Below are 24,818 nucleotides of genomic sequence, written 5' to 3' on the forward strand. Positions count from 1 at the left end.
TGGTAGGGGGCAAAAACATGGGTCGAGTAATTATTTCAGGAGGCGGAACAGGCGGCCATATCTATCCGGCAATAACAATTGCCCGCGCTATTGCCGATATCGAGCCGACGGAGTTTCTCTACGTAGGCTCGAAGATAGGGTTGGAAAATACGCTGATTCCTAAAGAAGGACTGCCTTTTGTGACCATAGACGTACGGGGACTGGAACGCCGCATTTCCTTCCGCAACGTAGTGACGCTGGGAAAGACGGCGGGAAGCGTATTTAAGGCCGAACGCATTATTCATCGGTTTAAGCCGGAAGTCGTCATCGGTACGGGCGGATTCGTCTGCGGCCCCGTGCTGCTGGCGGCCAGCCTGAGCGGTATTCCGACGCTCGTGCAGGAGCAAAACGTCATCCCCGGCGTGACCAATTTGATTTTGAGCAAGTTTGCCAACCGCGTCGCCCTGGGATATAGGGAAGCGGCCGGCCGGTTTAAGAAAAAAGAAAATCTCGTGTATACGGGAAATCCTGTCCGCAAGGATATTTTGACGGTAAGCAAGGAAGAAGGGCGCAGCCTGCTTGGGCTGGACCCGCATAAATTTACGCTCCTCGTCGCCGGCGGCAGCCGCGGGGCGCGCAGTATCAACTCGGCCATGATTGAAGTGCATCGGTATTTTAAGGATGTCAAGGACATACAGATTCTTCATATTACGGGAGACCACGAGTACGACCGTGTCGTCAAGCAGCTCGAAGGCATCGACGGCAAAGGGCGGTACGGCGAGGGAAGCCGTATTATACCGTACCTGCATCAGATGCCGGAAGCGTTGGCGGCGGCTGATTTGGCCGTATATCGTGCCGGCGCTGTCGGGTTGGCTGAATTGACGGTGCGGGGCGTTCCTTCGATTTTGATTCCCTATCCCTACGCGGCGGAAGATCATCAGCGGTACAACGCCCAGGCCCTGGTCATGTGCGGCGCGGCTAAGATGATCCTGGACAAGATGCTGACCGGTAAGGATTTGCTGGAAGAAATCCTTCATTTAAAAGAAGATCCGGAAGCGTTAGCTTCCATGGCCAAGGCCAGCAAGGCTCTGGGCCGGCCTCAAGCCGCTCACGACATTGCGAAGCTGGCGTTATCGATTGCGCGCCGACGCACGGGAAGCAGCGCAAAGTAAGGATGTGTAAGACCATGGTCAATCTCAACGACGTACGAAAAGTACATTTTATCGGCATTGCCGGCGCAGGCATGCGGGCAATAGCCAACGTTTTCATAGAAAAAGGATATATCGTATCGGGGTCGGACCTCAAGCGGTCGGCCATTACGGATAAATTTGCCGAACAGGGCGCGCGCATCTGCATCGGCCAGAAGGCGGAAAATCTGCAGGATGCCGAAGTCGTCGTCATCTCTTCGGCAATTCGCGAAACGAACGCAGAAGTAGTAGAAGCGCGGCGGAGGCATATCCCGGTGATACATCGGTCCGACGCGCTGGTACATATCATGACCTGGGGCAAGGGCATATCCGTCGCCGGAGCGCACGGCAAGACGACGACGTCGTCCATGCTCGGCCAGGTCTTTGAAGAAAGCCATCTGGAACCGACTATCGTCATCGGCGGTGAAGTCGATTACCTGCACAGCAATTCGATTTTAGGCAAAGGCGAATACGTCATTGCCGAAGCCGACGAAAGCGACGGGACCTTCCTGAAGCAGTCGCCGTATATCGCTGTCGTAACCAATATCGACGCCGATCACATGGATCATTACGGCTCCATGGACAACGTCGTCGAAGCCTTTAAGGAGTTTATACAGAAGCTGGACGCCGAGCAGGGGCTGGCCGTCCTGTGCTTTGAAAACGAATACATCCGCCGTCTGGCGCCGTCTCTGCAGCGCCGGTATCTGACGTACGGCATCGAGGCTGAGGCGGATTATCAGGCTCGGAATCTCCATTATGCCAAGGGCAAGCTGTATTTTGACGTGCTGTTTCACGGCGAGACGCTGGGCGAACTGATGCTGAACGTGCCGGGACGGCACAATGTCCTGAACGCGCTGGCGACGACGGCTGTGGCGCTGCGCTGCGGCATTTCCTTCAGTCAGGTAGCTTCAGCGTTGTCCCATTTTCACGGCGCAAAGCGGCGCTTTCAAACGAAAGGCTTTGCCGGCGACGTATGGGTCGTCGACGATTATGCCCATCACCCGACGGAAATCAACGCCACCCTCACGGCGGCCCGCGACATGGGCACGCACCGCGTCGTCTGCCTGTTTCAGCCGCACCGCTATACGCGGACGCAGCTCCTTCTTGAAGATTACGGCTCGGCCTTTGCTAAAGCCGACGTCCTCATTGTGACCGACGTATACAGCGCCGGCGAAGATCCTATTCCGGGCGTGACGGGCCGGCTTATTGCCGATAAGGTTCGCGAAAAGACCGGACAGGACGTCATCTACATTCCCCATACGGAAGACGTCGTCACATATTTGAAAGAACATGCCCGGCCGCTGGATTTAATCATTACCATGGGAGCCGGAGACATTTATAAAGTGGGAGAACAATACTTGGCGGAAGCAAAAGGATAAGATTAAAAACATGAACACTACTATAGAAACGATGAAACAGAAAAAAATTGCCGTCGTCGTCGGCGGCCCGTCGTCGGAAGCAGAAGTATCGCGCAATACCGGCGCGGCTATTGCCAAAGCGTTGACGACGAAAGGCTACGCTGTAGAGACGATTGAACTGGTGCCGGAGCGGCTGGTAGAGACGCTTAAGGAAAAAAATATTGACGTCGTATTCAACGCCCTGCACGGCCGGTACGGCGAAGACGGCGTGCTGCAGGGGCTTTGCGAAATGATGGGCCTTCCCTATACGGGTCCCGGCGTCATGGCCAGCGCCGTCGGCATGAGTAAGGTCGTGAGCAAATGCGCTTTTCAGGGCGCCGGTATTCCGACGGCTCCCTTCGCCTATTATTTCTCGGCCCAGGGCTTGGACTATATAGCTGACGATATTGGGCGTCGCTTTTCGCTGCCCGTGGTCATCAAGTCGTCGGCCCAGGGGTCGACGATCGGGACGGTCATCGTCAGCGACGCGTCGGATATTCGGGCGGCTCTGGATGAAGCCTTCCGTTACGGTCCGGCCATCATCGCCGAAGCCTTTCTCGACGGAGAAGAATTTACCGTCGCCGTCATGGACGACATGGCTATGCCGGTCATTCAAATCGTTCCCAGCACGGGGCGGTATGATTACTATTCGAAATATACGCCCGGCGTGACGAAGCATCTCTGCCCGGCGCCGATTTCGCCGGAACTGACGAAGAAAATGCAGGATTTAGCCCTGCAGGTCTTCCACCTGTGCCAGTGCAGCGGCGTCGCCCGCGTCGACATCATGACGAACAGCCAGGGAGAACCGTTCGTCCTGGAAATCAACACCGTGCCCGGCATGACGGCGACGAGCCTCGTGCCTGACGCGGCTATCGCGATGGGATTGTCCTTTGAAGACTTGTGCGAAAAAATTTTATTGGAAGCCTCTGTCGGCAAGTTTTAACTGCACAGTACGTTAGGATGTAGCATGAAGAAAGAAAACTATCGTAATTACCAATTTACATCGGATACAACTTCGCGGCGGAAGCCGGACAACGCGGCAGCGTTTAAGCATACGAGCGACGTGTTCGTGCCGCCCCATTTGGCGCATGATCCGCTGGACGATTTGTACGGAAACCGGCGCGAAGCCGAACGGCGGCAGCAGCTGCAGGAAGAAGAAACACGCCGTCGGAAGCGGCGCATAAAGCGCGAGAAGATAAAGAAAAAGCGGAAGCAGAAGCGCAAGGGACGCCTGACGGCTGTCGGCATCGTCCTGTTCGTCCTGCTGCTGTGGGTCTTTCTGCGCTTCGCCGCCGTTCCCTTCGGCACACTGGTCATTCAGGGAAATGAAACGCTGACGACGGATGATATATACCGGGCCGGCGGCGTTCCGGGCTACGTCAACGTCGTGCAGCTGTCGCCGGACGAGCTGAAGAATCGGCTGGAAAAAGATCTGCGCATCAGCAGCGCCGTCGTAGAACGGCAGTTCCCTGCGACGATACAGGTGACGCTGACCGAGCGGAAGGCGGCTGCTATCGTCATGACGATGTACGGCTTTGCCTACGTGGATAAGGACGGCGTCGTCATAGAGCTGGAGCCGCAGATAGAAGGCGTATCCGTGCCGATTATGACTGGGAAAAAGGTCGATACGCTGCTGCTGGGGGATACCATAGCCGATCCCGCCCTCCGGGCCGGCCTGGAATATTTGCAGAATTTGCCGCCGGACGTATTGAAACATATGGCTGAAATTAACGTAGGCAATCCGGACAATATCATTGCCTATACGACGGACTCGCTGCCCGTTCACTTGGGCAAGGGCGATAAGCCCGTCGAACGGGCGGCCATTACCGACGAGCTGCTGCGGGAAGTAGACAGCAACCATTTGCTGGTTCAATATATCGACACGACGCCCGGCGCTCCGTCCGTCAAGAGTAAGTAACCAGACGCCGGATTGCTCCGGCAAGGGGGGCTGACGACAGGCGAAAGCCCGTAACTGAGCCGTTGAGCGGCCCGAAAGATTTAAAAAAAGATGTAGATAATTTTTCCGATATAGTGTAAAATAATATAGAATCCTATCTATATATAGCAGTGCTGACGAATTTGAAGGAGGAAACAGAAGTATGGCAGAGTTTGCAAATATAAAAGTAATTGGTGTCGGCGGCGGCGGAAACAACGCCGTCAACCGTATGATAGAAAGCGGTCTGCAGGGCGTGCAGTTCATTTCCGTGAATACGGAAGATCAGGTATTGGAAGTATCGCAGGCCGACGTTAAGCTCCAGATCGGCGAAAAATTGACGCGCGGCCTCGGCGCCGGCGCCAATCCTCAGGTCGGCGAACAGGCCGCTTTGGAAAGCAAGGAAGAAATCATCAAAGCCCTTCAGGGCGCTGATATGGTCTTCATCACGGCAGGCATGGGCGGCGGCACCGGCACGGGCGCGGCTCCTATCGTAGCGGAATGCGCCAAGGAAATGGGCGCGCTGACCGTTGCTGTCGTAACGAAGCCCTTTGCTTTTGAAGGCAAACGCCGTAAGGAACAGGCCGAAAAGGGCGCGGCTTATCTGAAGGAAAAGGTCGATACGATCATTACGATTCCGAACGATAAGCTGCTCCAGATTATCGATAAAAAGACGCCGCTCAAAGACGCGTTCCTCGTAGCCGACGACGTTCTCCGCCAGGGCGTGCAGGGCATTTCCGATTTGATTACGACGACGGGCCTCATCAATCTCGACTTTGCCGACGTCAAGACGATCATGTCCGATCAGGGCGAAGCGATCATGGGCATCGGCGTAGGCTCCGGCGAAAACAGAGCCGTCGAAGCCGTCGACAGCGCGATCCACAGCCCGCTCCTGGAAATGGGCATCGACGGCGCGCAGAGCATCCTGCTCAACGTCACGGGCGGCCCGGATATCAGCTTATATGAAATCAATGAAGCGGCGGAAAAAGTTGCCGAAGCTGTTGATCCTGATGCCAATATCATCTTCGGTTCCGTTATTGACCCGGATATGGAAGATTCGATTCGCATTACTGTCGTTGCGACTGGATTTGGCAAAGAACCGTCTTCGATTCCTTCCTTCGGACAGGCGGGCGGACTTAAAGCCGGAGATTCCAAAGATGCCGGCGGCGTAGAAATTCCTACGTGGATGAGATAAGCAGTACAGTAAAAAGCGGATCCTTAGGGACCCGCTTTTTTTCAAAATTCCCCGCGCAGCGCGCGCGTTAGGAGGAATACATCATGAAATGTCCTTTTTGCAAGCATGACGATACCAAAGTAACCGATTCGCGGGCTACGGACGACGGCAGAGCCATTCGCCGCCGCCGGGAGTGCCAGAGCTGCGGCCGGCGGTTTACGACGTACGAGATGGTGGAAGAATCGCCGCTCATCGTCATTAAGCGCAACGGCAGCCGCGAGCTCTTCGACCGCAGCAAGATATTGAACGGTCTGCTGCGGGCCAGCAATAAGCGGATGATAACGCGACAGCAGCTGGAAGACATCGTTTCTCACGTAGAACGGGATATACGGAATTCTCTGGCTCAGGAAGTCACGAGCGAGAAAATCGGCGAAATGGTCTTGGACGAACTCAAGTCTATCGATGAAGTCGCCTATATCCGGTTCGCGTCGGTATATCGGAAATTTGCCGATTTGGAAAGCTTTATGGCTGAGCTGGAGCATTTGATGGGAACGAAAAAGAAGGAAACTGCAGAAGAGCAGCATGACATCGAGGAGTAAGTATGACTGAAGGGTATATTGACAACTTTTTAAACGACGCGTTGCCGAAGCTGCGCATTGCCGTCGTCGGCGATATCATGGTCGACCGTTACGTCTTCGGCAGCGTGGACCGCATTTCTCCGGAAGCGCCCGTGCCGGTCAATAAGGTCAACCGCATTTCATCGGTCCTGGGAGGTGCGGCGAACGTAGCCGCCAACCTGGCGAATTTAGACTGCCGAGTATATTTGGCCGGCTTAGTCGGCGACGATGAAAACGCCGCTCTTTTGCGCGGCCTGCTGGACGACGCCGGTATTGACGGTACGGGGATGGTCGTACGCAAGGGCCACGTGACGACGACGAAGGTACGGGTCCTTGGCTCGCGTCAGCAAATGGTACGGCTGGATTTTGAAGACGCCGTCCCCTTTGAAAGGGAAGAAGAAGACGCCTTGGCGGCCTGGCTGGACCAGCGCATCGCGCAGGGCTTAGACGGCATGATTTTGTCGGATTATAAAAAAGGCGTTCTAACGGACCGAATGTCCCAACTGGTTATCGAACGGGCCCGCAGGGCGGGAATTCCCGTCCTCGTCGACCCGAAGGGCAGTGACTGGCATAAGTACAACGGCGCTGATTTTGTGACGCCTAATATTAAGGAACTGGGAGACTGCTGCGGTGAAAGGATCCCTAACGAAGGCCAGGCCGTCGTGGATGCGGCGCGCAGGCTCCACGAGCAGTATGATTTCGCTCATATCATGGTCACGCGGTCGGAAAAGGGGATTACAGTTATTCGCAAGGACGGCAAGGTATGGAACAATCCAGCGACGGCTCAGGAAGTGTTCGACGTATCCGGCGCCGGCGATACCGTTGCCGCGGCCTTTTTGGCGGCCGTGGCTAGTCATTTGTCGATTCGCACGAGCCTGCAGGTTGCCAATGCGGCGGCAGGCATTGTCGTCACGAAGGTCGGGACCTATCCGATTCACCGCAGCGAGCTGCTGAAGCTGTGGCAGGAATGGCATCCTAATCGCTGGGCTCCGTACAAGGCCCTGAGTAGGGAAGAAACGGCGGAAAAAATACGGCAGTGGCAGAAGCAGGGCGAAACGGTTGTCTTTACGAACGGCTGCTTCGATATCCTGCACCGCGGCCACGTCCTGTATCTGCAGCAGGCGGCCATGCTGGGACAGCATCTCGTCGTCGGCTTGAATTCCGATGCGTCGGTGCGTCGGCTGAAAGGCGAAACGCGCCCTCTCGTCCACGAGGAGGACCGGGCCGTATTGCTGAGCGCCCTCGGCTGCGTCGACGAAGTCGTCATTTTTACGGAAGATACGCCGGCAGAGCTGCTCAGCGTGCTGCGGCCGGATATCCTCGTAAAGGGCGGCGACTATAAGGCCGAAGAGGTCGTCGGCAGGGAATATGTAAAGCGCGTAGAAATCATATCCTTTGAAGAAGGATATTCTACGACGGGATTAGTACAGAAAATCGCCTCTTTGGCGAAGGAGGGTAAACTATGAAAATCGTAACAGGCGGCGCCGGATTTATCGGCAGCAATATAGTAAAACAACTGAATAACCGGGGAATCGACGATATCCTCATCGTCGACGACTTGACGGACGGACGCAAATGCCGCAATCTTCAGGGCCTTTCGTTCTACGATTACATGGACTATGAAGATTTCGACATGCAGATGGCCGACGATACCTTTGACTGCGGCTATATTGACGTCGTATTCCATGAAGGAGCCTGCTCCGATACGATGAACTACGACGGCCGCTATATGATGAAGAACAATTACGAAGGCAGCAAGAACCTGCTGCGCTACTGCATGCAGCGCAAGATTCCCTTCCTGTATGCATCGTCGGCGTCGACCTACGGCAGCGGCAAGAACGGCTTCCGCGAAGAACCGCAGTGCGAGCAGGCTCTCAATCCCTACGCCTATTCCAAGCTGCAGTTCGACCGCTTCGTCCGCCGCGTCATGCCCTTGGCGAAGAGCCAGATCGTAGGCTTCCGGTACTTCAACGTCTTTGGGCCTCAGGAAAATCACAAGGACCGCATGGCGTCCCTCATTTTCCAAAAATACAACGAACTGCAGGAAACGGGCAAAATCACCTTGTTTGCCGGTACGGCGGGCTATGAGGACGGCGGCCAGATTCGCGATTTTATCTACGTCAAAGACGTCGTCAACGTCGTATTTTATTTCTGGGAACATCCGGAGCTGTCGGGCATTTACAACTGCGGCACCGGCGTAGGTCATACGTTCAATGAATTTGTCCAGGGCATCATCGATTACTGCGGCAAAGGGCATATCGAGTACGTTCCTTTCCCGGAAGTCCTTAAGGGGAAATATCAGAGCTATACCCAGGCCGATACGCAGAAGCTGATGAAGGCCGGCTACGACCGGGGCTTTACCCTTCTCGACGAAGCAGTAAAGGAATACTGCAGCATCCTCGAAAAGAGCGGCGGGTACTACGAATGAGAAAGGCCGTGTTTTTTGACCGCGACGGCGTCCTCAACGTCGACAAGGGCTATTTAAGCCGTGTGGAAGATTTTGAATGGATTGACGGGGCGAAGGAAGCCGTCGCCTGGCTGACGAAGGAAGGCTACGATGTCGTCGTCGTGACGAACCAGAGCGGCGTTGCCCGCGGCTACTATACGGAAGAAGACGTGCGTCGCCTTCACAACTGGATGTGCCGGCAGATAGAAGAAGCCGGCGGCAAGGTCACGGCCGTGTATTACTGCCCGTATCTGGAAGGCGCGCCGGTCAAGGCCTACGATAAACAGAGCGATTGGCGCAAGCCTGCGCCGGGCATGATTTTGCAGGCGGCGGCCGATTGGGATATCGACCTGACCGCGTCGGTCATGATCGGCGATATGCCCCGCGACGTGGAGTGCGGCGAACGGGCCGGCGTGCCGTCGTATTTATTTGAAGGCGGTTCCCTGCTCGATTTCGTCCGAAAGATCGTAAAAGAAGGGAAATGCCGTGAAACCATATAAGAATATCCTCATCGTCAAAATGAGTTCCCTCGGCGACGTGCTGCACGCGCTGCCGACGCTGTACGCCCTGCGGAAAAACTGCCCCGGCGCGCGCATCGTCTGGGCCGTGCACAAGCAGTTTTCCGCCGTCCTGCCGGGTAAACCCTATATCGACGACGTCGTGTACATCGATAAGAAGAGGCTGAAATCGCTATCCTATTTGAAGGAGCTGCGCCGGACCTTGCACGGATATCATTTCGATATGTGCCTCGATTTGCAGGGGCTGGCCAAAAGCGCGATCGTCGCCTTCTGCAGCGGCGCGAAGGAAAAATACGGCTACTGGGAAATGCGCGAAGGCAGCTTCCTGGTCAGCAAAGGGCTGACGGGGCAGCATAAATTCGATCACGTCATCGAACGGTATTTGGATACGGTACGCGCTTTAGGCGGCGCTGTAGACGGCGTCGAATTTCCTCTTCCGTCTGTCGACGCGGAAAAAGCGTCGCTTTCAGGGCGATTTGCTGCCGATGGCATGACGGGCCCTTATATTGCCGTCGTGCCCGGCGCGCGGTGGGACGTAAAGGAATGGCCTGTTCCGTATTGGCAGGAGTTTCTGCGCCGCGTTGTCCAAGGTGGCATGAACGTCGTCCTGTTGGGCAGCGGCGACGATGTGCCGAAGGGGAGGGCCATTGCCGAAGGCGTTGCGTCGCCGCGTCTGTTTGATTATACAGGAAAGACCAGTTTACGCGAGCTCATGGCGGCTATTGGCATGTCCCGCTTGTACATCAGTGCCGATACGGGGCCGCTGCATATTGCCAATGCCCTGAAGAAGGAGCTGATCGCCCTGTTTGGCCCGACCTGTCCGGATCGGACGGGGCCGTACGGCGGCGCCCGCAGCGAATACATCCATATGATTATTTCGCCTACGTCGGCGGCGACGCAGGAGCAGCCCCTCGTCGACGACCCGGACTGCATGAAACAGATATCCGTCGACAGGGTCTGGGAGACATATACGGACATCGTAAAGGAGGCAGATAATGATTAATTTGCGTCACAAACGAATTATCGTAACCTTCTTAATGCATTTAGGCGATTTGGTGCTGATTACGCCCTTTCTGCAGGTACTGCGCCGTCATGCTCACGGATCGGATATCACCCTCGTCGTTGACGAAAAAGTGGCCGACGTCGTGCGCTACAATCCGAACGTGGATCATATCGTGACTGTCGACAAAAAAGGCAAGGACAATTCAGTTGGCGCGCTGTGGCGTATTGGGCGGGAGCTGCACAAAAATCATTACGACATTTTGATAAATCTTCATCCTAATGAACGGACATCGTTTTTAGCGGCGGCCATCCAGGCGAAGCAGTTCGTCGGCATGAGTCATTTTTTGATTCGGCCTTTTATGGACACGTATACGCGGCTGGATCGCCTCCATTTTCACGCCGCCGATATGTATCTCAACGTGCTGGTTCAGCTGGGCATCGACGATTACCGAAACGACGGCCTGCAGCTGGTTACCTGCCCCGCATGGGATAAAACGGCCGATGATTTCTACGCGTCTCAGGGCGTAGGGCCGAATGATAAGCTCGTCGGCTTCAACATCGGCAGCGCCGTGCCCCAGAAACGCTGGCCTCCCGACCGGTTCGCCGCCGTCGCCGATTACTTTGCCGATAAAGGCTATACGTGCGTATTCTTTGGCGGTACGATGGACGAAGAGATGGTCGGCGAAGCCGTATCGCTGATGCGGCATAAACCTGTCGTAGGGACGGGAAAATTTTCGATCGGCGAACTGGCCGCTGCGATTAGGCGCTGCTCCCTGTTTATTACGAACGACAGCGGTCCTATGCACATTGCCGTAAGCCAGCGCGTACCCCTCGTCGCCTTGTACGGGCCGAGCAATCCCAAATTTTACGGGCCCTATACAGACCGGGCTATCGTATTGGAATCGACGACCCATTACGAAGTGGGCAAGAGCATGAAAAAAATCATTAAAGAAGGCAAATACAAAGGCATTTCCGTCATTCCTCTGAGCCAGGTAATACAGGCTGGAGAAGAATTGCTGGAGCGCTATAAAGAAGAATGAGAATTTCTCTTTCTTATTTTTGCCTTTTCGCGGCAAATAGAGTATAATGTAAGTAATATGACATATGATGAAATAAGTAGTGCATGATTACACGATGGAGGTGTTTCCCGTGAAAAAGATAGTGTTGGCCAGCGTATTAGCGGCCCTCGTTTCGGTTAGTGCCGTTTCTTTTGCTGCACCTATACGAAATCCTCAGGCTGGTGATTTTAAAGCAAATGTCAACTTCGGGTTTGATCAGGAAGAAGGCGACCGCAGTGCGGAAAGCCGTTTTGTCGGCGGCGATTTGACCTATGTCCTTAATGATAAATGGGATATTCAATATATTAATAACTATACGAAAGGCGATAACGGAAATAAGATCAACGAACATTATGTAGTTGGCAACTATCGCCTGGCGCCATATTTATCCATTTATGGCGGCGGCTCCTATGTCGACACGGATACGTGGCATTCGGGTAAGAATTCGTATGGTTATCAGTTCGGTCTCCGCGGCCAGCTGCCTCTTACAGACCGCCTGCAGGGCTTTGCTTCTGTCGGCGTCGGCGATGACGTTAATTCTTATGAAATCGGCGTCGGCTACGATATTACGTCGAGCTGGGACGCTCATGTAAAATACCGCAGCGCCAGCGTAGACGTGGATAACTACGATGATGACGTAGAAGGCTGGCAGGTCGGTATGGGCTACAAATTCTAAATTTCATTTCATCAACAAAAGCGCTGCGTCGGACTGACGCGGCGCTTTTTAGTACGCGCCGCAGGGCCGCATCTTGGTGTATCCATTGACAAGGAACGGCTCCGTTCCGTATAATATGAAATAACATGCGCTGTGGTTGAAAGTCGATGCCAGTCGCAGGCGAAGCGATCCACGTAAGGAGCTCAAAGCAGCTCTGATCATAGTGCGGCCTAGAAGTAAGACCTGCCGCGAAACGGCGAGAGAAGTAGTAGTGGGGGATACACATCTATGAGCGAACCTTCCAGCAGGCGAGTGTGGGGGTAAAGACCAGGTCAGGCATGTTGCAAAGCTGTGCATTGCGCACAGCTTTTTTTGTCATCCCAAGGAAGTTGCGCCATTTTGTTTGACGTATTTGCGCCGATATAGTAAAATATAAAGGTATTTATATATTTATCCAACGAAGTAAAGGAGCGGATGGCGTCGATGGAGGCTGATGTACAGGCCTTGGATGACGAATTGCAGAGAAATCCTTTCGATCAGTTTATGGATTTCCACGTCATTGCAGCAGATAAACAACTGACGGTGTTAGAGTTTCAAAACAAAGGGACGAAATGGGATAATCCCAACGGCACCTTGTACGGCGGCGTCCTGTATTCCATGTCGGCTTCCGCGATGGAAACGGCCTGCGCCGTGTATGGAAAAGCCGTGCTCACGTTGGATTTGTCCATGAATTTTCTTCGTCCTGCTTTTTCCAATACGGTCATCCGCGCTGAAACGCGGGTCATTCACAACGGCCATACGACGATGGTTGCCTTGTGCGACCTGTATGACAACAACGACCGGTATTTAGCTCATGGAAAGGGCACGTTTTTTGTAACCGGACCCTATGCGTTTGGAGGTGGAGAGGGACATGACCGCTGATAAACCCATAGATGTAGATGTGAACGCAGAGCTGCAGAGACGGCTTAGCCGCATTTATTCAGATATGCGGGACCCGAAGCACTATTTTAAAAATCTTCCCTGCAAGATCGAAGATTTCGCCGAAGGTTGGGTGCGTCTTAAATTTGAAATTACGCCGAATCTATGCAATTACCGGGGCATCGCCTCGGGCGGCGTTTTGGCTGCGTTCTGCGATACCCTGATGGGTATGGCGAGCCGTACTCTGGGCTACAAGGTTACGACGCTGGAGATTAATATGAATTATATCCGCCGCGTCAATTCCGGCGAAAGCCTGAACGGCGTCGGCCAGGTCGTTCATCACGGCGGCAAGACGATCGTCGTCGAATGCGAATGTTTTAACGAACAGGGTGCAGTCGTCGTCAAGGGACGGTCTTCTTTTTATATCATTGGCATGCTTTAACTAACGTAAAAACAAGGAAGGTTGGTCAGTACAATGGATTTTGCTTATAACGACGAACAAAAGGAACTTATCAGAGTCGTCCGCGATTTAGTAGAAAAGGAAATCGTTCCCTATGCTTCTGAAATGGATGAAACGGGAAAACTGCACGAAGGCCTGTTGGAAAAATTAGCCGCCCAGGGGCTATTGGGCGTAGCGATTCCGGAAGAATTCGGCGGCGCCGGCTTAGACGCCGTTACGATTGCCGGCATTTATGAAGAATTAGGCAAGGGATGCGCCGGCGTAGCTACGACGGTCGCCGCCAACGCCTTGGCCTCCTACCCGGTTATCATCGCCGGCAACGACGACCAGAAAAAACGGTATTTCGATATCATCAACCAGGATAATTTGGCAGCCTTCGCCTTGACTGAACCGGGCACGGGCTCCGACGCCGGTTCCGTATCGACCCGCGCCGTCAAGACCGAAGACGGAAAGGGCTATATCCTGAACGGCACGAAATGCTTCATTACGAACGGCGCCTTGGCCGAAGTCTTCGTCGTATTCGCCAATACGCGCAAGACCGGCGGCGTCCGCGGCCTGACGGCATTCATCGTCCGCAAGGGTACGCCGGGCTTTACCATCGGCAAGGAAGAAAATAAGATGGGTATCCGCGCTTCCAATACGACGGAACTCATTTTCCAGGATTGCTTCGTCCCCGTGGAAGACCGTCTCGGCCGCGAAGGCCAGGGCTTCCGCATTGCCATGAATACTCTTGACGCGGCTCGTCCCTTCGTCGGCGCCGTTTCTGTCGGCATTGCCGAAGCTGCTTTCCGCGCCTGCTGCGAATACGCCAAGGTCCGCGTGCAGTTCGACAAGCCCATCGCTTCGTTCCAGATGGTACAGAGCATGATCGCCGACATGGCTATGCAGATCGAAGGCGCCCGCCTGCTGGTACACCGCGCCTGCTGGATGAAGGACCAGGGCATGGAATTCAGCCGCGAAGCGGCCATTGCCAAATGCAACGCTTCCGACGTGGCGATGCGCGTTACGACCGACGCCGTACAGGTTATGGGCGGCTATGGATATATTAAAGAATATCCTGTCGAAAAATACATGCGCGACGCTAAGATCATGCAGATTTACGAAGGCACGAACCAAATTCAGCGTTTGGTTATTGCAAATAAGACGTTATATTGATACAATATATACGTTACAGCCCCGCATAGGGTATTATGGCGATGAGAAAGAGAGACTGGATTTGCAGCCGGTTACAGGAAGTGAGAGCCGTAGATTGAGAGCTTTCACCCGGAGGATTCAGGGCGTTCACTTTCGAGCTTCCTGCTGAACAGAGTAGGCAGGACGGGTATTCCCGTTACAGAATGCGAGAGACACAATTAGGGTGGTACCGCGGAATTAAAACTTTCGCCCCTGCATGGGGCGGAAGTTTTTTTTATTTGTATTAGAGGAGGAATATATCAATGACGATGATCAGCGATAAGATTGAAGCTATCAAAGCGGCAGTAGACGAACAAATAGCCAAGAGCGAAGCTCTGCAGGACGTGCAGAACATACGCGTCAAATACTTGGGCAAAAAGGGCGAGCTGACGTCTATTATGAAGGATTTAAAAAATCTTTCCAAGGAAGAACGGCCTCAGGTCGGCCAGCTTGTCAATACGGCCCGGGGCATCATCGAAGACCATTTGAAAGCTCGTATGGAAGAACTCAAGGAAAAATCCCTGGAAATGAAAATCCAGTCGGAAAAGATAGATATTACCCTGCCGGGCAGAAAACCCGTCATGGGTCACGAACATCCCCTTCATTTGACGCGCCGTCTTATGGAACAGTCCTTCCTGAACATGGGCTTTTCCATCGTAGAAGGTCCGGACATCGAATCGGATTACTATAATTTCCAAAGCCTGAACTTGCCGGAAGACCATCCGGCCCGGGATATGCAGGATTCTATGTACGTAACGCAGAACATCCTGCTCCGGACTCATACGTCGCCGCTGGAAGCGCGGACGCTGCAGGCTCACAAACCGAACGAACCGTTTAAAATCATCGCGCCGGGCAAGGTATACCGCTGCGACTACGACGCGACTCATTCGCCTGTATTCCATCAGATGGAAGGCATGATCGTCGACAAGGGCATCCGCTTCTCCGACTTAAAAGGCATGCTGGAAGACTTCCTGCGCGACATCTTTGGCCCGCAGACGAAGGTACGCTTCCGCGCCAGCTATTTCCCCTTTACGGAACCGAGCGCCGAAGTCGACATTTCCTGCGTCATGTGCGGCGGCAAGGGCTGCCGCGTCTGCTCGCACACGGGCTGGCTGGAAATCCTCGGCTGCGGCATGACCAACTTTGAAGTGCTCCGCATGAACGGCTATGACCCCAATCAGGTCAGCGCCTTCGCCTTCGGCATGGGCGTCGAACGCATTGCCATGCTGAAATACGGAATCGACGACTTGCGCCTGTTCTATGAAAACGACATGCGGTTCTTGAACCAGTTCTAGGAGGTACGAAAACGATGAAAAGCTCTTTGTTATGGATGCAGGATTATGTACATGTAGATATGACGCAGGACCCTCAGGCCTTTGCCGATACGCTCACCATTTCGGGGATTCCTGTCGAACAGGTAGAACACTGGGGGACGGAAATCAAAAAGGTCGTCACCGGCAAGATTTTGAAAATTGATAAGCACCCCGACGCCGATAAATTAGTCGTCTGCCAAATCGACGTAGGCAGTGAAACGCTGCAAATCGTCACAGGCGCTCCCAACGTGCGGGAAGGCCAGGTTGTTCCCGTCGCCGTCCACGGCTCTCATCTTCCCGGCGGCGTCAAGATCAAGCGCTCCAAGCTGCGCGGCGTAGAATCGAACGGTATGCTCTGCTCGGCTCACGAACTGGGATTTGACGACAGCGTGCTCCTGCCGGAAGAACGGAACGGCATCTGGATTTTGCCGGACGACACGCCCGTAGGCGTCGACGCTGTAGAATATCTGGCCCTGCAGGACGTCGTATACGAATACGAATTGACGCCGAACCGCGCCGATTGCTTCTCCATGGTCGGCCTGAGCCGTGAATTTGCCGTACTGAGCAATCAGGAAGCCAAATATCCGGATATCGTCGTCGACGAATGCGAAGAATCCATCAGCGGAAAGGTCAAGGTTTCCATCGAAGACGAAGAACTGTGCAGCCGCTATGCCGCTCGTCTGCTGGTCAACGTCAAGGTCGGCAAATCGCCCTTATGGATGCAGCAGCGCCTGCGCAAGTCCGGCGTTCGTCCGATTAACAACGTCGTCGACGTGACGAATTACGTCATGATCGAGCTGGGCATACCCCTGCATGCATATGACTACGACCACGTCGTCGACCATCATCTCATCGCACGGCGGGCCAAGGAAGGCGAAGATATGAAGACCCTTGACGGCATCGACCGCAAGCTCAGCGGCAACATGCTGGTCATTGCCGACCCGGCGAAGCCGTGCTGCATCGCCGGCATCATGGGCGGCTATGACTCGGAAGTCACAGCCGATACGAAGACGGTTATCCTCGAATGCGCTTCCTTCAAAGGGTCGAGTATCCGTCACACCGGCCGGTCCCTCGGCCTGCGCTCTGAAGCGTCGGCCCGTTTTGAACGGGGCCTCGACGCCGAAGGCTGCATTGCATCCCTCGACCGCTGTGCCCAGCTCCTGCAGCAGATGGGCGCCTGCGACGTAGCCCAGGGCGTCGTCGATGTGTATCCCCGGCCGCAGCAGACAGTCCGCATTTCCTTTACGGCTGCCCAGGTCAACGCCTTCCTCGGCACGGAGATTCCGGAGGAACAGATGATTCACATCTTGGAAACGCTCCAGTTCGTTATCGAAAAAGACGGCGAAACGCTGACGGCTGTCGTTCCGTCTTATCGCCGCGACTGCACGGAAATGCCGGATATCGCCGAAGAAGTCGCCCGCATTTTCGGTTATGAAAACATTCCTTCGACGCGCCCCTGGTCCAACATCAGCAAAGGGGAAGAAGGCTATCACCATCAGGTAAGCGAAAAAGTCTCGGCCGTCCTCAACGGCTGCGGCTTGAACGAAACGGTTACCTTCAGCTTCGTTCATCCCGACTCGCTGAAAAAAATGCTCTTCCCCGAAGGGGACGACGTATACAAAGCCGTTCCGATTCTCAACCCGATTACGGAAGAATTCCCGTGGATGCGCACGACCTTGCTGCCGTCCCTCATGGACGTCCTCGTACGCAATCAGGCCGTAAAGAACGAATCGGTCGGCATTTATGAAATCGCTCCGGTCTATAAGCCGAAATCGCTGCCCATTACGGAGCTGCCCGTACAGGAAATGTACGCTGCAGGCCTCCTGTACGGCAAGCGTCAGACCGGCGAATGGCCGAACAAAGCGGAACAGTACGATTTCTACGACATAAAGGGCATCGTGGAAACGATTCTTTCCAGCCTGGGTATTCAGGCCGACTTGGAAGTATCTGATTTCGCGCCCCTCCATCCGGGCAAGGCGGCGAAATTCGTCAAGGACGGCAAGGTGCTTTGCCAGTTCGGCGAGCTTCATCCGAAGGTCATCGACAACTACGACGTAGCCGGACCGGTATACGTCTTTGAAATGAATTTGACTGATATCCTGCCGCTCATCAACCTGATTCCGGATTACCACAAGGTCGCCAAGTTCCCGGCGTCGAGCCGCGATTTGGCCTTCCTGGCTCCGATCGGCACGTCCAACGCCGACATCATCGGCGTCATTCAGAAGGACGGCGGCCCGTACCTCGAAGCGGTGCACCTCTTTGATATGTACACGGGCAAACAGGTACCGAAGGGATTCAAGAGCCTGGCATATTCCCTCGTATTCCGTTCGGAAACGGGGACATTGACGGACAGCGATATTCAGGGTCCTATCGACGCGATCATTGCAGAATTGAAAGAAACGCTCGGCTGCGAACTGCGGTAAGACGCACGGCGGCATAGCGGACAGTAGGAGACGGCAGGGAGGCAGAACTTTGAAAGTCAAAGGCCCGCCCAGCCTGTCTCCTACTTTTATATTGTAAAAAAAGTAAACTTGTGGTATGATGTAGAGCGTAATATGGTAATTTAGAGATAAATTAGGGCTTTTGGGCCCATGAGGAGGACATAGTTAGAATGAACGTAACAGTTAACGAAGTAGACCAGCACAAAGTAACCCTGCACATTGAAGTGCCTGCAAAAGACGCTTCGAAAGCGGCTGCAGCAGCTTGCAAAAACTTGGCAAACCGCGTGAATATCCCCGGTTTCCGCAGAGGCAAAGCACCGCGCATGGTGCTGGAAAGCTTCTTGGGCAAAGACGCTGTGAAACAGGAAATCTTCGAAGCCATTGCCAATAAAGCGTACAGCGACGCATTGAAAGAAAAAGACATCGTTCCCGTAACGGACCCTGAAATCAACGTCATCTGCGACGAAAAGGGCAAGGACGTCGTATTCGAAGCTACGATTACGAAAAAGCCGGAAGTCAAGCTCGGCGAATACAAGGGCATCAAAGTCGCTAAAGACGTCGTTGCCGTAAGCGACGAAGACGTAGCGAAAGAATTGGCTAACCTGCAGAAGCAGCACTCCAAGCTCGTCGTAGCTCCGGAAGGAACGGAAATCGCAAAAGACGACTTTGCCGTTATCGATTTCAAGGGCACCGTCGACGGCGTAGCCTTTGAAGGCGGCGAAGGCAAGGCCTATCCGCTGCAGATCGGCTCGGGCAGCTTCATCCCCGGCTTTGAAGACCAGCTCATCGGCTGCAAGGCAGGCGACGAAAAAGACGTAACCGTCACGTTCCCCGAAGATTACTTTGAAAAATCCCTGGCTGGCAAGGAAGCCGTTTTCGCCGTTAAAGTCAACGACGTAAAACGCAGCGAGCTGCCGGCTATTAACGACGAATTTGCAAAAGAAGCGGGCAAATTCGATACGGTCGACGAATTGAAGGCCGACATCCGCAAACGCCTCGAATCGAGAGCTTCCTTCCAGGCTTTGGAAAAATTCAATTCCGAAGTATTAAAGACTGCCGTCAACGCTGCAGAAGTAGACATTCCCCAGGTCATGATCGACGACAAGATTGACCAGATGATCGAAGAACTGTCCATGAAATTGGAAACGCAGCGCATGAACCTTGACGATTACCTCAAATACATGGGCCAGGATATGGACAAACTGAAAGAACAGTATGCCGAACCGGCCAAAGAAAACGTCAAGATGGACCTCGTATTGGAAGCTATCGCCAAAGCTGAAAACATCGAAGTAAAGGATATCGATCTCCAGGCCGAAATCATCACGATGGCTCAGAACTTCGGCGCCGATCCGAAAGAAGTTTACAAAATTATTATGAAAGAACATCGCGTTCCGATGCTTGTCCAGTCTGTCGGCCGCAAAAAGGCCGCAAGCTTCATCTTGAAGAATGCTGTCGATACAAACGAAGAAGCAAAAGCTGAAGAACCTGCCGTAGAACAGGTAACGGCTGAAGACAAACCGGAAGCGTAATTTCCGGAGGTGTTTTTATGAGTATGTATGTCCCCATTGTCGTCGAACAGACGGCGCAGGGCGAACGGAGCTACGATATTTATTCCCGTTTGCTCAAAGACCGCATTGTATTTTTAGGCGGTCCCATTGACGATACGACGGCTAACATCATTATCGCCCAGCTGTTATTCCTGGAAGCCGATAACCCGGATAAGGATATCCACTTGTACATCAACAGCCCCGGCGGCGTAGTCACGGCCGGCATGGCTATTTATGATACGATGCAGTACATCAAGCCCGACGTGTCGACTATCTGCGTCGGCTCGGCGGCGAGCATGGCGTCGGTCCTGCTGTCTGCCGGCGCGAAGGGCAAGCGCTTTGCCCTGCCCCATTCGCAGGTCATGATTCATCAGCCCTTAGGCGGCGTTCAGGGACAGGCTACAGAAATCGAAATCCACGCCCGCGAAATCCTGCGCATGCGCAAGGAATTGAACGGCCTGTTGTCCAAGCACACGGGACAGCCCATAGACGTTATTCAGAAGGATACGGAACGGGATAATTTCATGACGGCCGAAGACGCCAAAGCCTACGGCCTCGTCGACGAAATTCTCGTCCGCCCTCACGAAGAAGCGAAATAACGGGCCATACAGGAGGAAGACGCTGTGAACGATAGAAATAACGAACCGAGATGCAGTTTCTGCGGCCGCTCGCAAAACGAGGTGCAGAAGCTGATCGCCGGTCCCGGCGTGTATATCTGCGACGAATGCATCGCCGTTGCCCAGCACATCTTGGAAGAAGAAAAGCAAGAAGTATCTTCTGACTTCCAACTGAAAGATCTGCCGACGCCGCGCCAAATCAAGGAGACGCTGGACGAATACGTCATCGGTCAGGAAGCGGCTAAAAAGACGTTGGCTGTCGCCGTATATAATCATTACAAACGACTGCAGACAAACAGTGTAGTAGAAGACGTAGAATTACAAAAATCCAATATCATCATGGTAGGGCCGACGGGCTGCGGCAAGACGCTGCTGGCCCAGACCCTGGCCCGGCTGCTGGACGTGCCCTTTGCCATTGCCGACGCGACGAGCCTGACCGAAGCAGGATATGTCGGCGAAGACGTGGAAAACTGCCTGCTCAAGCTGATTCAGGCGGCGGACTACGACATCGCCAAGGCCGAACGGGGTATCATCTACATCGACGAAATCGACAAGATTGCCCGCAAATCGGAAAATCCGTCCATTACGCGCGACGTATCGGGCGAAGGCGTGCAGCAGGCGCTGCTGAAAATCCTCGAAGGGACCGTAGCCGGCGTGCCGCCTCAGGGCGGGCGCAAGCATCCCCATCAGGAAATGCTGCAGATTGACACGACCAATATCCTGTTCATCTGCGGCGGCGCTTTCGACGGCATCGACAAGACCATTTTGAACCGGACGACGGATAAAAATATGGGTTTTGGCGCCGATATCCATTCGAAGGAAGAGCATTCCATGGAATCGCTCCTGAAGGAAATCATCCCGACGGACTTGCAGAAGTTCGGCCTCATTCCCGAATTGATCGGCCGTCTTCCCGTACTGGTCACACTGAACCCTCTCGACGAAGAGGCGATGGTTCACATTTTGACGGAACCGAAGAACGCCTTGGTGAAGCAGTATCAGAAGATGCTGGATATGGACGACGTAGAGCTGGAATTTACTCCTGAAGCCCTGCAGGCTATCGCCAAGGAAGCCCTGCGCCGCAACACCGGCGCCCGCGGCCTTCGTTCCATCATCGAACGGATCATGCTGGACGTCATGTTCGACGTGCCGAGCCGTCACGACGTGGAAAAATGCGTCGTAACGGAAGACTGCGTCACAAAAGGAACAGAGCCTGACCTTGTATTAAAACAGGTAAAATGATATAATATGGAAATAAAACTCATTTCTCTCAGTCGGAAATGAGTTTTATTTTTAGACTAAAGAAGGTGATACATCATGGATGAAAATTCGATTTTAGCGATGCCCTTCGTTCCCTTGCGGGGCATTGTCGTATATCCGAAACTGCTCAGCCACATCGACATTGGCCGGGAAAAATCCCTGGCTGCCGTCGATTATGCCATGGAACATGACCGGCTGCTCGTCGTTTCGGCTCAAGTAGATGAAGAAGTAGACGACCCGGGCTTTGACGACGTGTACCAGTGCGGTACCCTGGTCAGGATTCAGCAACTTCTCCGCCTTCCTGGCGGGCTGGTGCGCATCCTTGTCGACGGGATTGACCGCGTGCAGCTCCAGGGCTTTTCTGAAAAGAAGAATTATCTGGAAGTAGCCGCTGTCAAGGTCGACGAAATTGAAGACGATTCTATAGAAGAAGAAGCGCTGCGCCGCGTCGTATTGAAGCAGTTTTCCGACTGGCTGGAAAACGTCCGCAACGGTGAAGAAATCCGGGAAAAGGCCAAGGCTATTGAAGAACCCGGCGCCGTGGCCGACTTTATCGTGTCCCAGCTGCCGCTGCGCCTCGTCGTGCGCCAGCAGATCTTGGAAATGGCCGAAGTCAAGGCCCGTCTGCGCCGCGTCATGATCCTCCTCGACACGGAAGTAGAAATTGCCAATCTGGAATCGTCTCTCAACATGGAAGTGCGGAGCAAGATGGACCAGCAGCAGAAGGAATACTACCTGCGGGAAAAGATCAAGGCCATTCACCGCGAATTAGGCGACAAGGTCGATAAGGATACGGAAACGCAGGAGCTGCGGGAAAAGATTCATAAGATGAAGCTGCCGAAAAAGATCGAAGAGCCCCTTCTCAAAGAAGTGGACCGCCTCGATTCTATGCCGCCTATGATGGCGGAGTCGGCGATTATCCGCACCTATCTGGACTTGGCGTTGGAACTTCCCTGGAAAAAAGAAACGAAAGACCGCCTCGATTTGAAAGAAGCTCAGAGTGTTTTGGATGAAGACCACTACGGCTTGAAGCAGGTCAAGGACCGCATCATCGAATATTTGGCTGTCCGCCAGCTGACGCACAGTTTGAAAGGGCCGATTCTCTGCTTTGTCGGCCCTCCGGGCACCGGCAAGACGAGCATCGCCCGTTCGATTGCCCGGGCCATGAACCGCAAGTACGTCCGCATTTCCTTAGGCGGCGTGCGGGATGAAGCGGAAATCCGAGGCCACCGCCGCACCTATATCGGCGCGATGCCCGGCCGCATCATTTCGGGCCTCAAGCAAGCCGGCGTCAAGAACCCCGTATTCCTCCTTGACGAAATCGACAAGATGACGTCGGACATGCGCGGCGACCCGTCGGCAGCCCTTCTCGAAGTATTGGACCCGGAACAGAACAATTCCTTCGCCGACCATTACCTCGATATTCCCTTCGATTTGTCCAAGGTCTTCTGGATTACGACGGCCAACGTCGTCAGCGATATTCCCCGGCCGCTCCTGGACCGCATGGAAATTATCGAATTTACGAGCTATACGGAAGAAGAAAAGGTACAGATCGCCAAACAGTACCTCGTGCCGAAGCAGCTCAAGGAAAACGGCCTCAAGGCCAGCCAGGCCCGCTTCTCCGAGGCCGTCTTGAAGACGATTATCCAGGGGTATACGCGCGAATCGGGCGTCCGCACTCTGGAAAAGACCATCGGCGCCGTATGCCGCAAGGTAGGCAAGTCGATTTTGCTGGAAGAAGAAACGCCGCTTACCGTATCGATGAAAAATCTCCAGACGATTCTCGGCCCGGTTAAATATCTGCCGACGAAGGTCAACAAGGCCGACGAAGTCGGCATCGTCACAGGGCTGGCCTGGACGCAGGTCGGCGGCGAAGTACTGGAAACGGAAGCCGTCGCCGTCAAGGGCAAGGGCAGCCTGCTGCTGACGGGACAGCTTGGCGACGTCATGAAGGAATCGGCTGAAGCCGGTATGACCTACATCCGCCGCCGCGCCGGCGAGCTGGGGCTGCCGGAAGATTTCTATTCTCATTTGGATTTGCACATCCATCTGCCTGAAGGAGCGATTCCAAAGGACGGGCCGTCAGCGGGCATTACGATGGCTACAGCCCTGGCCTCGGCCCTGACGGGCAAGGCTGTGCGGCACGACGTGGCCATGACCGGCGAAATCACCTTGCGGGGCACGGTTCTTCCCGTCGGGGGAATCAAGGAGAAGGTCATTGCGGCTCATCGGGCCGGCATCAAAAAGATTTTGCTGCCGGAAGAGAATAAGCGCGATATGGACGACGTGCCTCAGTCGGTAAAGGACGACGTGACCTTTGTATTTGTACATCATATGGATGAAGTATTAGAACAGGCATTGGTGAACTCATAATGGCAAAGAGCTTGCAAATAATCAATCCGAAATATACGGCGTCGGCTGTCCGCAAGGATCAGTATCCCGACAGCGGTTTGCCGGAAATCGCCTTTTTAGGCCGTTCCAACGTAGGGAAGTCGAGCCTCATCAACTCTCTGTGCAACTACCGCGGCCTGGCCCGGGTCAGCGGCGAACCGGGAAAAACGCAGACCATCAACTACTTCAGCGTCGAGCTGCGGGAAAAAGACGGCGAAGCGATTCGCCGCACGCCCTTTTTCCTCGTCGACTTGCCGGGATACGGCTTTGCCCGGACTGGCGGCCAAAAGCGGCAGATGTGGAGCGACTTTATCGGCGAATACGTCACCCAGTCGCCTCACCTGGTCATGCTGTGCCTGCTCGTCGACCTGCGCCATCCCGGACTGGATATCGACCGGCAGGCCTATCAATGGCTGTCGGAACATGGCGTTCCCCTGCAAATTGTCGGGACGAAGGCCGATAAGCTGAAGGCCAGTGAAAAAAGAAAAAATATGATAATGCTCAACCAGATCTTTCCGACGGGCCATGACGCCGTTGTCCACTCTTCCTTGAAGAAGGAAGGCAGCGCGGCGTTGTTAGAACGCATCCTCATGAGCCTGGACGAAGCGAGCAGCCTTCCGTGATGCCGCAGGCATTGCGTACATCCGGCGTCCTATTGCGGCGCCGGATGTTTTTTATAAGGCCGAAGCGGCAGCAAAGCCGCCTGTTATATCGAGTTTTACAGTAATTTACTGG

The 24,818-nt window shown here is 54.2% G+C and carries 22 protein-coding genes; all 22 read left to right on the forward strand.

Annotated features, from left to right (window positions below):
- Positions 1–17: 17 nt before the first annotated feature.
- The 22 genes from murG to yihA all read left to right on the forward strand — a co-directional run bounded on the left by murG (position 18) and on the right by yihA (position 24,706).
- Positions 18–1,151, forward strand: a complete 1,134-nt coding sequence (murG, locus tag OCV58_RS00810; RefSeq protein WP_107195675.1) for an undecaprenyldiphospho-muramoylpentapeptide beta-N-acetylglucosaminyltransferase — start codon at positions 18–20, stop codon at positions 1,149–1,151.
- 14 nt (positions 1,152–1,165) lie between these two features.
- Positions 1,166–2,545 carry a UDP-N-acetylmuramate--L-alanine ligase gene (gene murC / locus OCV58_RS00815; protein WP_087478063.1) on the forward strand — a complete coding sequence of 460 codons (1,380 nt, stop codon included), beginning with the start codon at positions 1,166–1,168 and terminating at the stop codon, positions 2,543–2,545.
- 31 nt (positions 2,546–2,576) lie between these two features.
- Positions 2,577–3,506, forward strand: coding sequence for a D-alanine--D-alanine ligase (locus OCV58_RS00820; protein ID WP_162860322.1), 930 nt, complete (start codon positions 2,577–2,579; stop codon positions 3,504–3,506).
- 24 nt (positions 3,507–3,530) lie between these two features.
- The gene (locus tag OCV58_RS00825; protein ID WP_087478062.1) at positions 3,531–4,481 is read left to right on the forward strand and encodes a cell division protein FtsQ/DivIB; all 951 of its coding nucleotides are present in this window, start codon (positions 3,531–3,533) and stop codon (positions 4,479–4,481) included.
- A gap of 181 nt (positions 4,482–4,662) precedes the next feature.
- A complete protein-coding gene (gene ftsZ / locus OCV58_RS00830) occupies positions 4,663–5,691 on the forward strand; it encodes a cell division protein FtsZ (protein ID WP_087478061.1) in 1,029 nt (342 codons plus the stop codon).
- Positions 5,692–5,774: 83 nt separating this feature from the next.
- Positions 5,775–6,269 carry a transcriptional regulator NrdR gene (nrdR, locus tag OCV58_RS00835; protein WP_154876606.1) on the forward strand — a complete coding sequence of 165 codons (495 nt, stop codon included), beginning with the start codon at positions 5,775–5,777 and terminating at the stop codon, positions 6,267–6,269.
- Positions 6,270–6,271: 2 nt separating this feature from the next.
- Positions 6,272–7,753 (forward strand): D-glycero-beta-D-manno-heptose-7-phosphate kinase, encoded by a 1,482-nt coding sequence (gene rfaE1 / locus OCV58_RS00840; RefSeq protein WP_154876607.1) that lies wholly within the window; start codon positions 6,272–6,274, stop codon positions 7,751–7,753.
- Complete coding sequence (gene rfaD, locus OCV58_RS00845; protein ID WP_087478058.1) at positions 7,750–8,715, forward strand: ADP-glyceromanno-heptose 6-epimerase; 966 nt, start codon at positions 7,750–7,752, stop codon at positions 8,713–8,715. The genes rfaE1 and rfaD overlap by 4 nt, the downstream gene beginning before the upstream one ends.
- Positions 8,712–9,233 (forward strand): D-glycero-alpha-D-manno-heptose-1,7-bisphosphate 7-phosphatase, encoded by a 522-nt coding sequence (locus tag OCV58_RS00850; RefSeq protein ID WP_154876608.1) that lies wholly within the window; start codon positions 8,712–8,714, stop codon positions 9,231–9,233. Before rfaD ends, OCV58_RS00850 begins: the two co-directional genes overlap by 4 nt.
- Positions 9,220–10,254, forward strand: a complete 1,035-nt coding sequence (locus OCV58_RS00855) for a glycosyltransferase family 9 protein (protein WP_154876609.1) — start codon at positions 9,220–9,222, stop codon at positions 10,252–10,254. Before OCV58_RS00850 ends, OCV58_RS00855 begins: the two co-directional genes overlap by 14 nt.
- Positions 10,247–11,293 carry a glycosyltransferase family 9 protein gene (locus tag OCV58_RS00860; protein ID WP_107195670.1) on the forward strand — a complete coding sequence of 349 codons (1,047 nt, stop codon included), beginning with the start codon at positions 10,247–10,249 and terminating at the stop codon, positions 11,291–11,293. Before OCV58_RS00855 ends, OCV58_RS00860 begins: the two co-directional genes overlap by 8 nt.
- 109 nt (positions 11,294–11,402) lie before the next feature.
- The gene (locus tag OCV58_RS00865; protein WP_095629361.1) at positions 11,403–11,987 is read left to right on the forward strand and encodes an outer membrane beta-barrel protein; all 585 of its coding nucleotides are present in this window, start codon (positions 11,403–11,405) and stop codon (positions 11,985–11,987) included.
- A gap of 462 nt (positions 11,988–12,449) precedes the next feature.
- Positions 12,450–12,887, forward strand: a complete 438-nt coding sequence (locus tag OCV58_RS00870; RefSeq protein ID WP_095629360.1) for a PaaI family thioesterase — start codon at positions 12,450–12,452, stop codon at positions 12,885–12,887.
- Positions 12,877–13,326 carry a PaaI family thioesterase gene (locus OCV58_RS00875; protein ID WP_162860283.1) on the forward strand — a complete coding sequence of 150 codons (450 nt, stop codon included), beginning with the start codon at positions 12,877–12,879 and terminating at the stop codon, positions 13,324–13,326. Before OCV58_RS00870 ends, OCV58_RS00875 begins: the two co-directional genes overlap by 11 nt.
- Before the next feature lie 33 nt (positions 13,327–13,359).
- Positions 13,360–14,499: an acyl-CoA dehydrogenase family protein gene (locus OCV58_RS00880; protein WP_087477172.1), complete on the forward strand. Its 1,140-nt coding sequence runs from the start codon at positions 13,360–13,362 to the stop codon at positions 14,497–14,499.
- A 287-nt stretch (positions 14,500–14,786) separates the two neighbouring features.
- A complete protein-coding gene (gene pheS / locus OCV58_RS00885) occupies positions 14,787–15,812 on the forward strand; it encodes a phenylalanine--tRNA ligase subunit alpha (protein WP_087477186.1) in 1,026 nt (341 codons plus the stop codon).
- A gap of 14 nt (positions 15,813–15,826) precedes the next feature.
- Positions 15,827–18,253: a phenylalanine--tRNA ligase subunit beta gene (gene pheT / locus OCV58_RS00890; protein ID WP_154876610.1), complete on the forward strand. Its 2,427-nt coding sequence runs from the start codon at positions 15,827–15,829 to the stop codon at positions 18,251–18,253.
- Positions 18,254–18,441: 188 nt separating this feature from the next.
- Positions 18,442–19,800: a trigger factor gene (tig, locus tag OCV58_RS00895; protein WP_107195668.1), complete on the forward strand. Its 1,359-nt coding sequence runs from the start codon at positions 18,442–18,444 to the stop codon at positions 19,798–19,800.
- Positions 19,801–19,823: 23 nt separating this feature from the next.
- Entirely contained in the window at positions 19,824–20,417 is a 594-nt protein-coding gene (gene clpP, locus OCV58_RS00900; protein ID WP_394802387.1) for an ATP-dependent Clp endopeptidase proteolytic subunit ClpP, read from the forward strand.
- 24 nt (positions 20,418–20,441) lie between these two features.
- Complete coding sequence (gene clpX, locus OCV58_RS00905) at positions 20,442–21,674, forward strand: ATP-dependent Clp protease ATP-binding subunit ClpX (protein ID WP_087477168.1); 1,233 nt, start codon at positions 20,442–20,444, stop codon at positions 21,672–21,674.
- 75 nt (positions 21,675–21,749) lie between these two features.
- Positions 21,750–24,065, forward strand: coding sequence for an endopeptidase La (gene lon / locus OCV58_RS00910; protein WP_087477167.1), 2,316 nt, complete (start codon positions 21,750–21,752; stop codon positions 24,063–24,065).
- Positions 24,065–24,706, forward strand: coding sequence for a ribosome biogenesis GTP-binding protein YihA/YsxC (yihA, locus tag OCV58_RS00915; protein ID WP_095629354.1), 642 nt, complete (start codon positions 24,065–24,067; stop codon positions 24,704–24,706). Before lon ends, yihA begins: the two co-directional genes overlap by 1 nt.
- The last annotated feature ends 112 nt before the right edge of the window (positions 24,707–24,818 follow it).

It is taken from the genome of Megasphaera stantonii (assembly GCF_025567065.1).
Taxonomy (GTDB): Bacteria; Bacillota; Negativicutes; order Veillonellales; family Megasphaeraceae; genus Megasphaera; species Megasphaera stantonii.

Bases quoted from the DNA above. Each gene is read 5' to 3' on its own strand.
- murG (WP_107195675.1), top strand. From the start codon at position 18: ATGGGTCGAGTAATTATTTCAGGAGGCGGAACAGGCGGCCATATCTAT.
- murC (WP_087478063.1), top strand. From the start codon at position 1,166: ATGGTCAATCTCAACGACGTACGAAAAGTACATTTTATCGGCATTGCC.
- OCV58_RS00820 (WP_162860322.1), top strand. From the start codon at position 2,577: ATGAAACAGAAAAAAATTGCCGTCGTCGTCGGCGGCCCGTCGTCGGAA.
- OCV58_RS00825 (WP_087478062.1), top strand. From the start codon at position 3,531: ATGAAGAAAGAAAACTATCGTAATTACCAATTTACATCGGATACAACT.
- ftsZ (WP_087478061.1), top strand. From the start codon at position 4,663: ATGGCAGAGTTTGCAAATATAAAAGTAATTGGTGTCGGCGGCGGCGGA.
- nrdR (WP_154876606.1), top strand. From the start codon at position 5,775: ATGAAATGTCCTTTTTGCAAGCATGACGATACCAAAGTAACCGATTCG.
- rfaE1 (WP_154876607.1), top strand. From the start codon at position 6,272: ATGACTGAAGGGTATATTGACAACTTTTTAAACGACGCGTTGCCGAAG.
- rfaD (WP_087478058.1), top strand. From the start codon at position 7,750: ATGAAAATCGTAACAGGCGGCGCCGGATTTATCGGCAGCAATATAGTA.
- OCV58_RS00850 (WP_154876608.1), top strand. From the start codon at position 8,712: ATGAGAAAGGCCGTGTTTTTTGACCGCGACGGCGTCCTCAACGTCGAC.
- OCV58_RS00860 (WP_107195670.1), top strand. From the start codon at position 10,247: ATGATTAATTTGCGTCACAAACGAATTATCGTAACCTTCTTAATGCAT.
- OCV58_RS00870 (WP_095629360.1), top strand. From the start codon at position 12,450: ATGGAGGCTGATGTACAGGCCTTGGATGACGAATTGCAGAGAAATCCT.
- OCV58_RS00875 (WP_162860283.1), top strand. From the start codon at position 12,877: ATGACCGCTGATAAACCCATAGATGTAGATGTGAACGCAGAGCTGCAG.
- OCV58_RS00880 (WP_087477172.1), top strand. From the start codon at position 13,360: ATGGATTTTGCTTATAACGACGAACAAAAGGAACTTATCAGAGTCGTC.
- pheS (WP_087477186.1), top strand. From the start codon at position 14,787: ATGATCAGCGATAAGATTGAAGCTATCAAAGCGGCAGTAGACGAACAA.
- pheT (WP_154876610.1), top strand. From the start codon at position 15,827: ATGAAAAGCTCTTTGTTATGGATGCAGGATTATGTACATGTAGATATG.
- tig (WP_107195668.1), top strand. From the start codon at position 18,442: ATGAACGTAACAGTTAACGAAGTAGACCAGCACAAAGTAACCCTGCAC.
- clpP (WP_394802387.1), top strand. From the start codon at position 19,824: ATGTATGTCCCCATTGTCGTCGAACAGACGGCGCAGGGCGAACGGAGC.
- lon (WP_087477167.1), top strand. From the start codon at position 21,750: ATGGATGAAAATTCGATTTTAGCGATGCCCTTCGTTCCCTTGCGGGGC.
- yihA (WP_095629354.1), top strand. From the start codon at position 24,065: ATGGCAAAGAGCTTGCAAATAATCAATCCGAAATATACGGCGTCGGCT.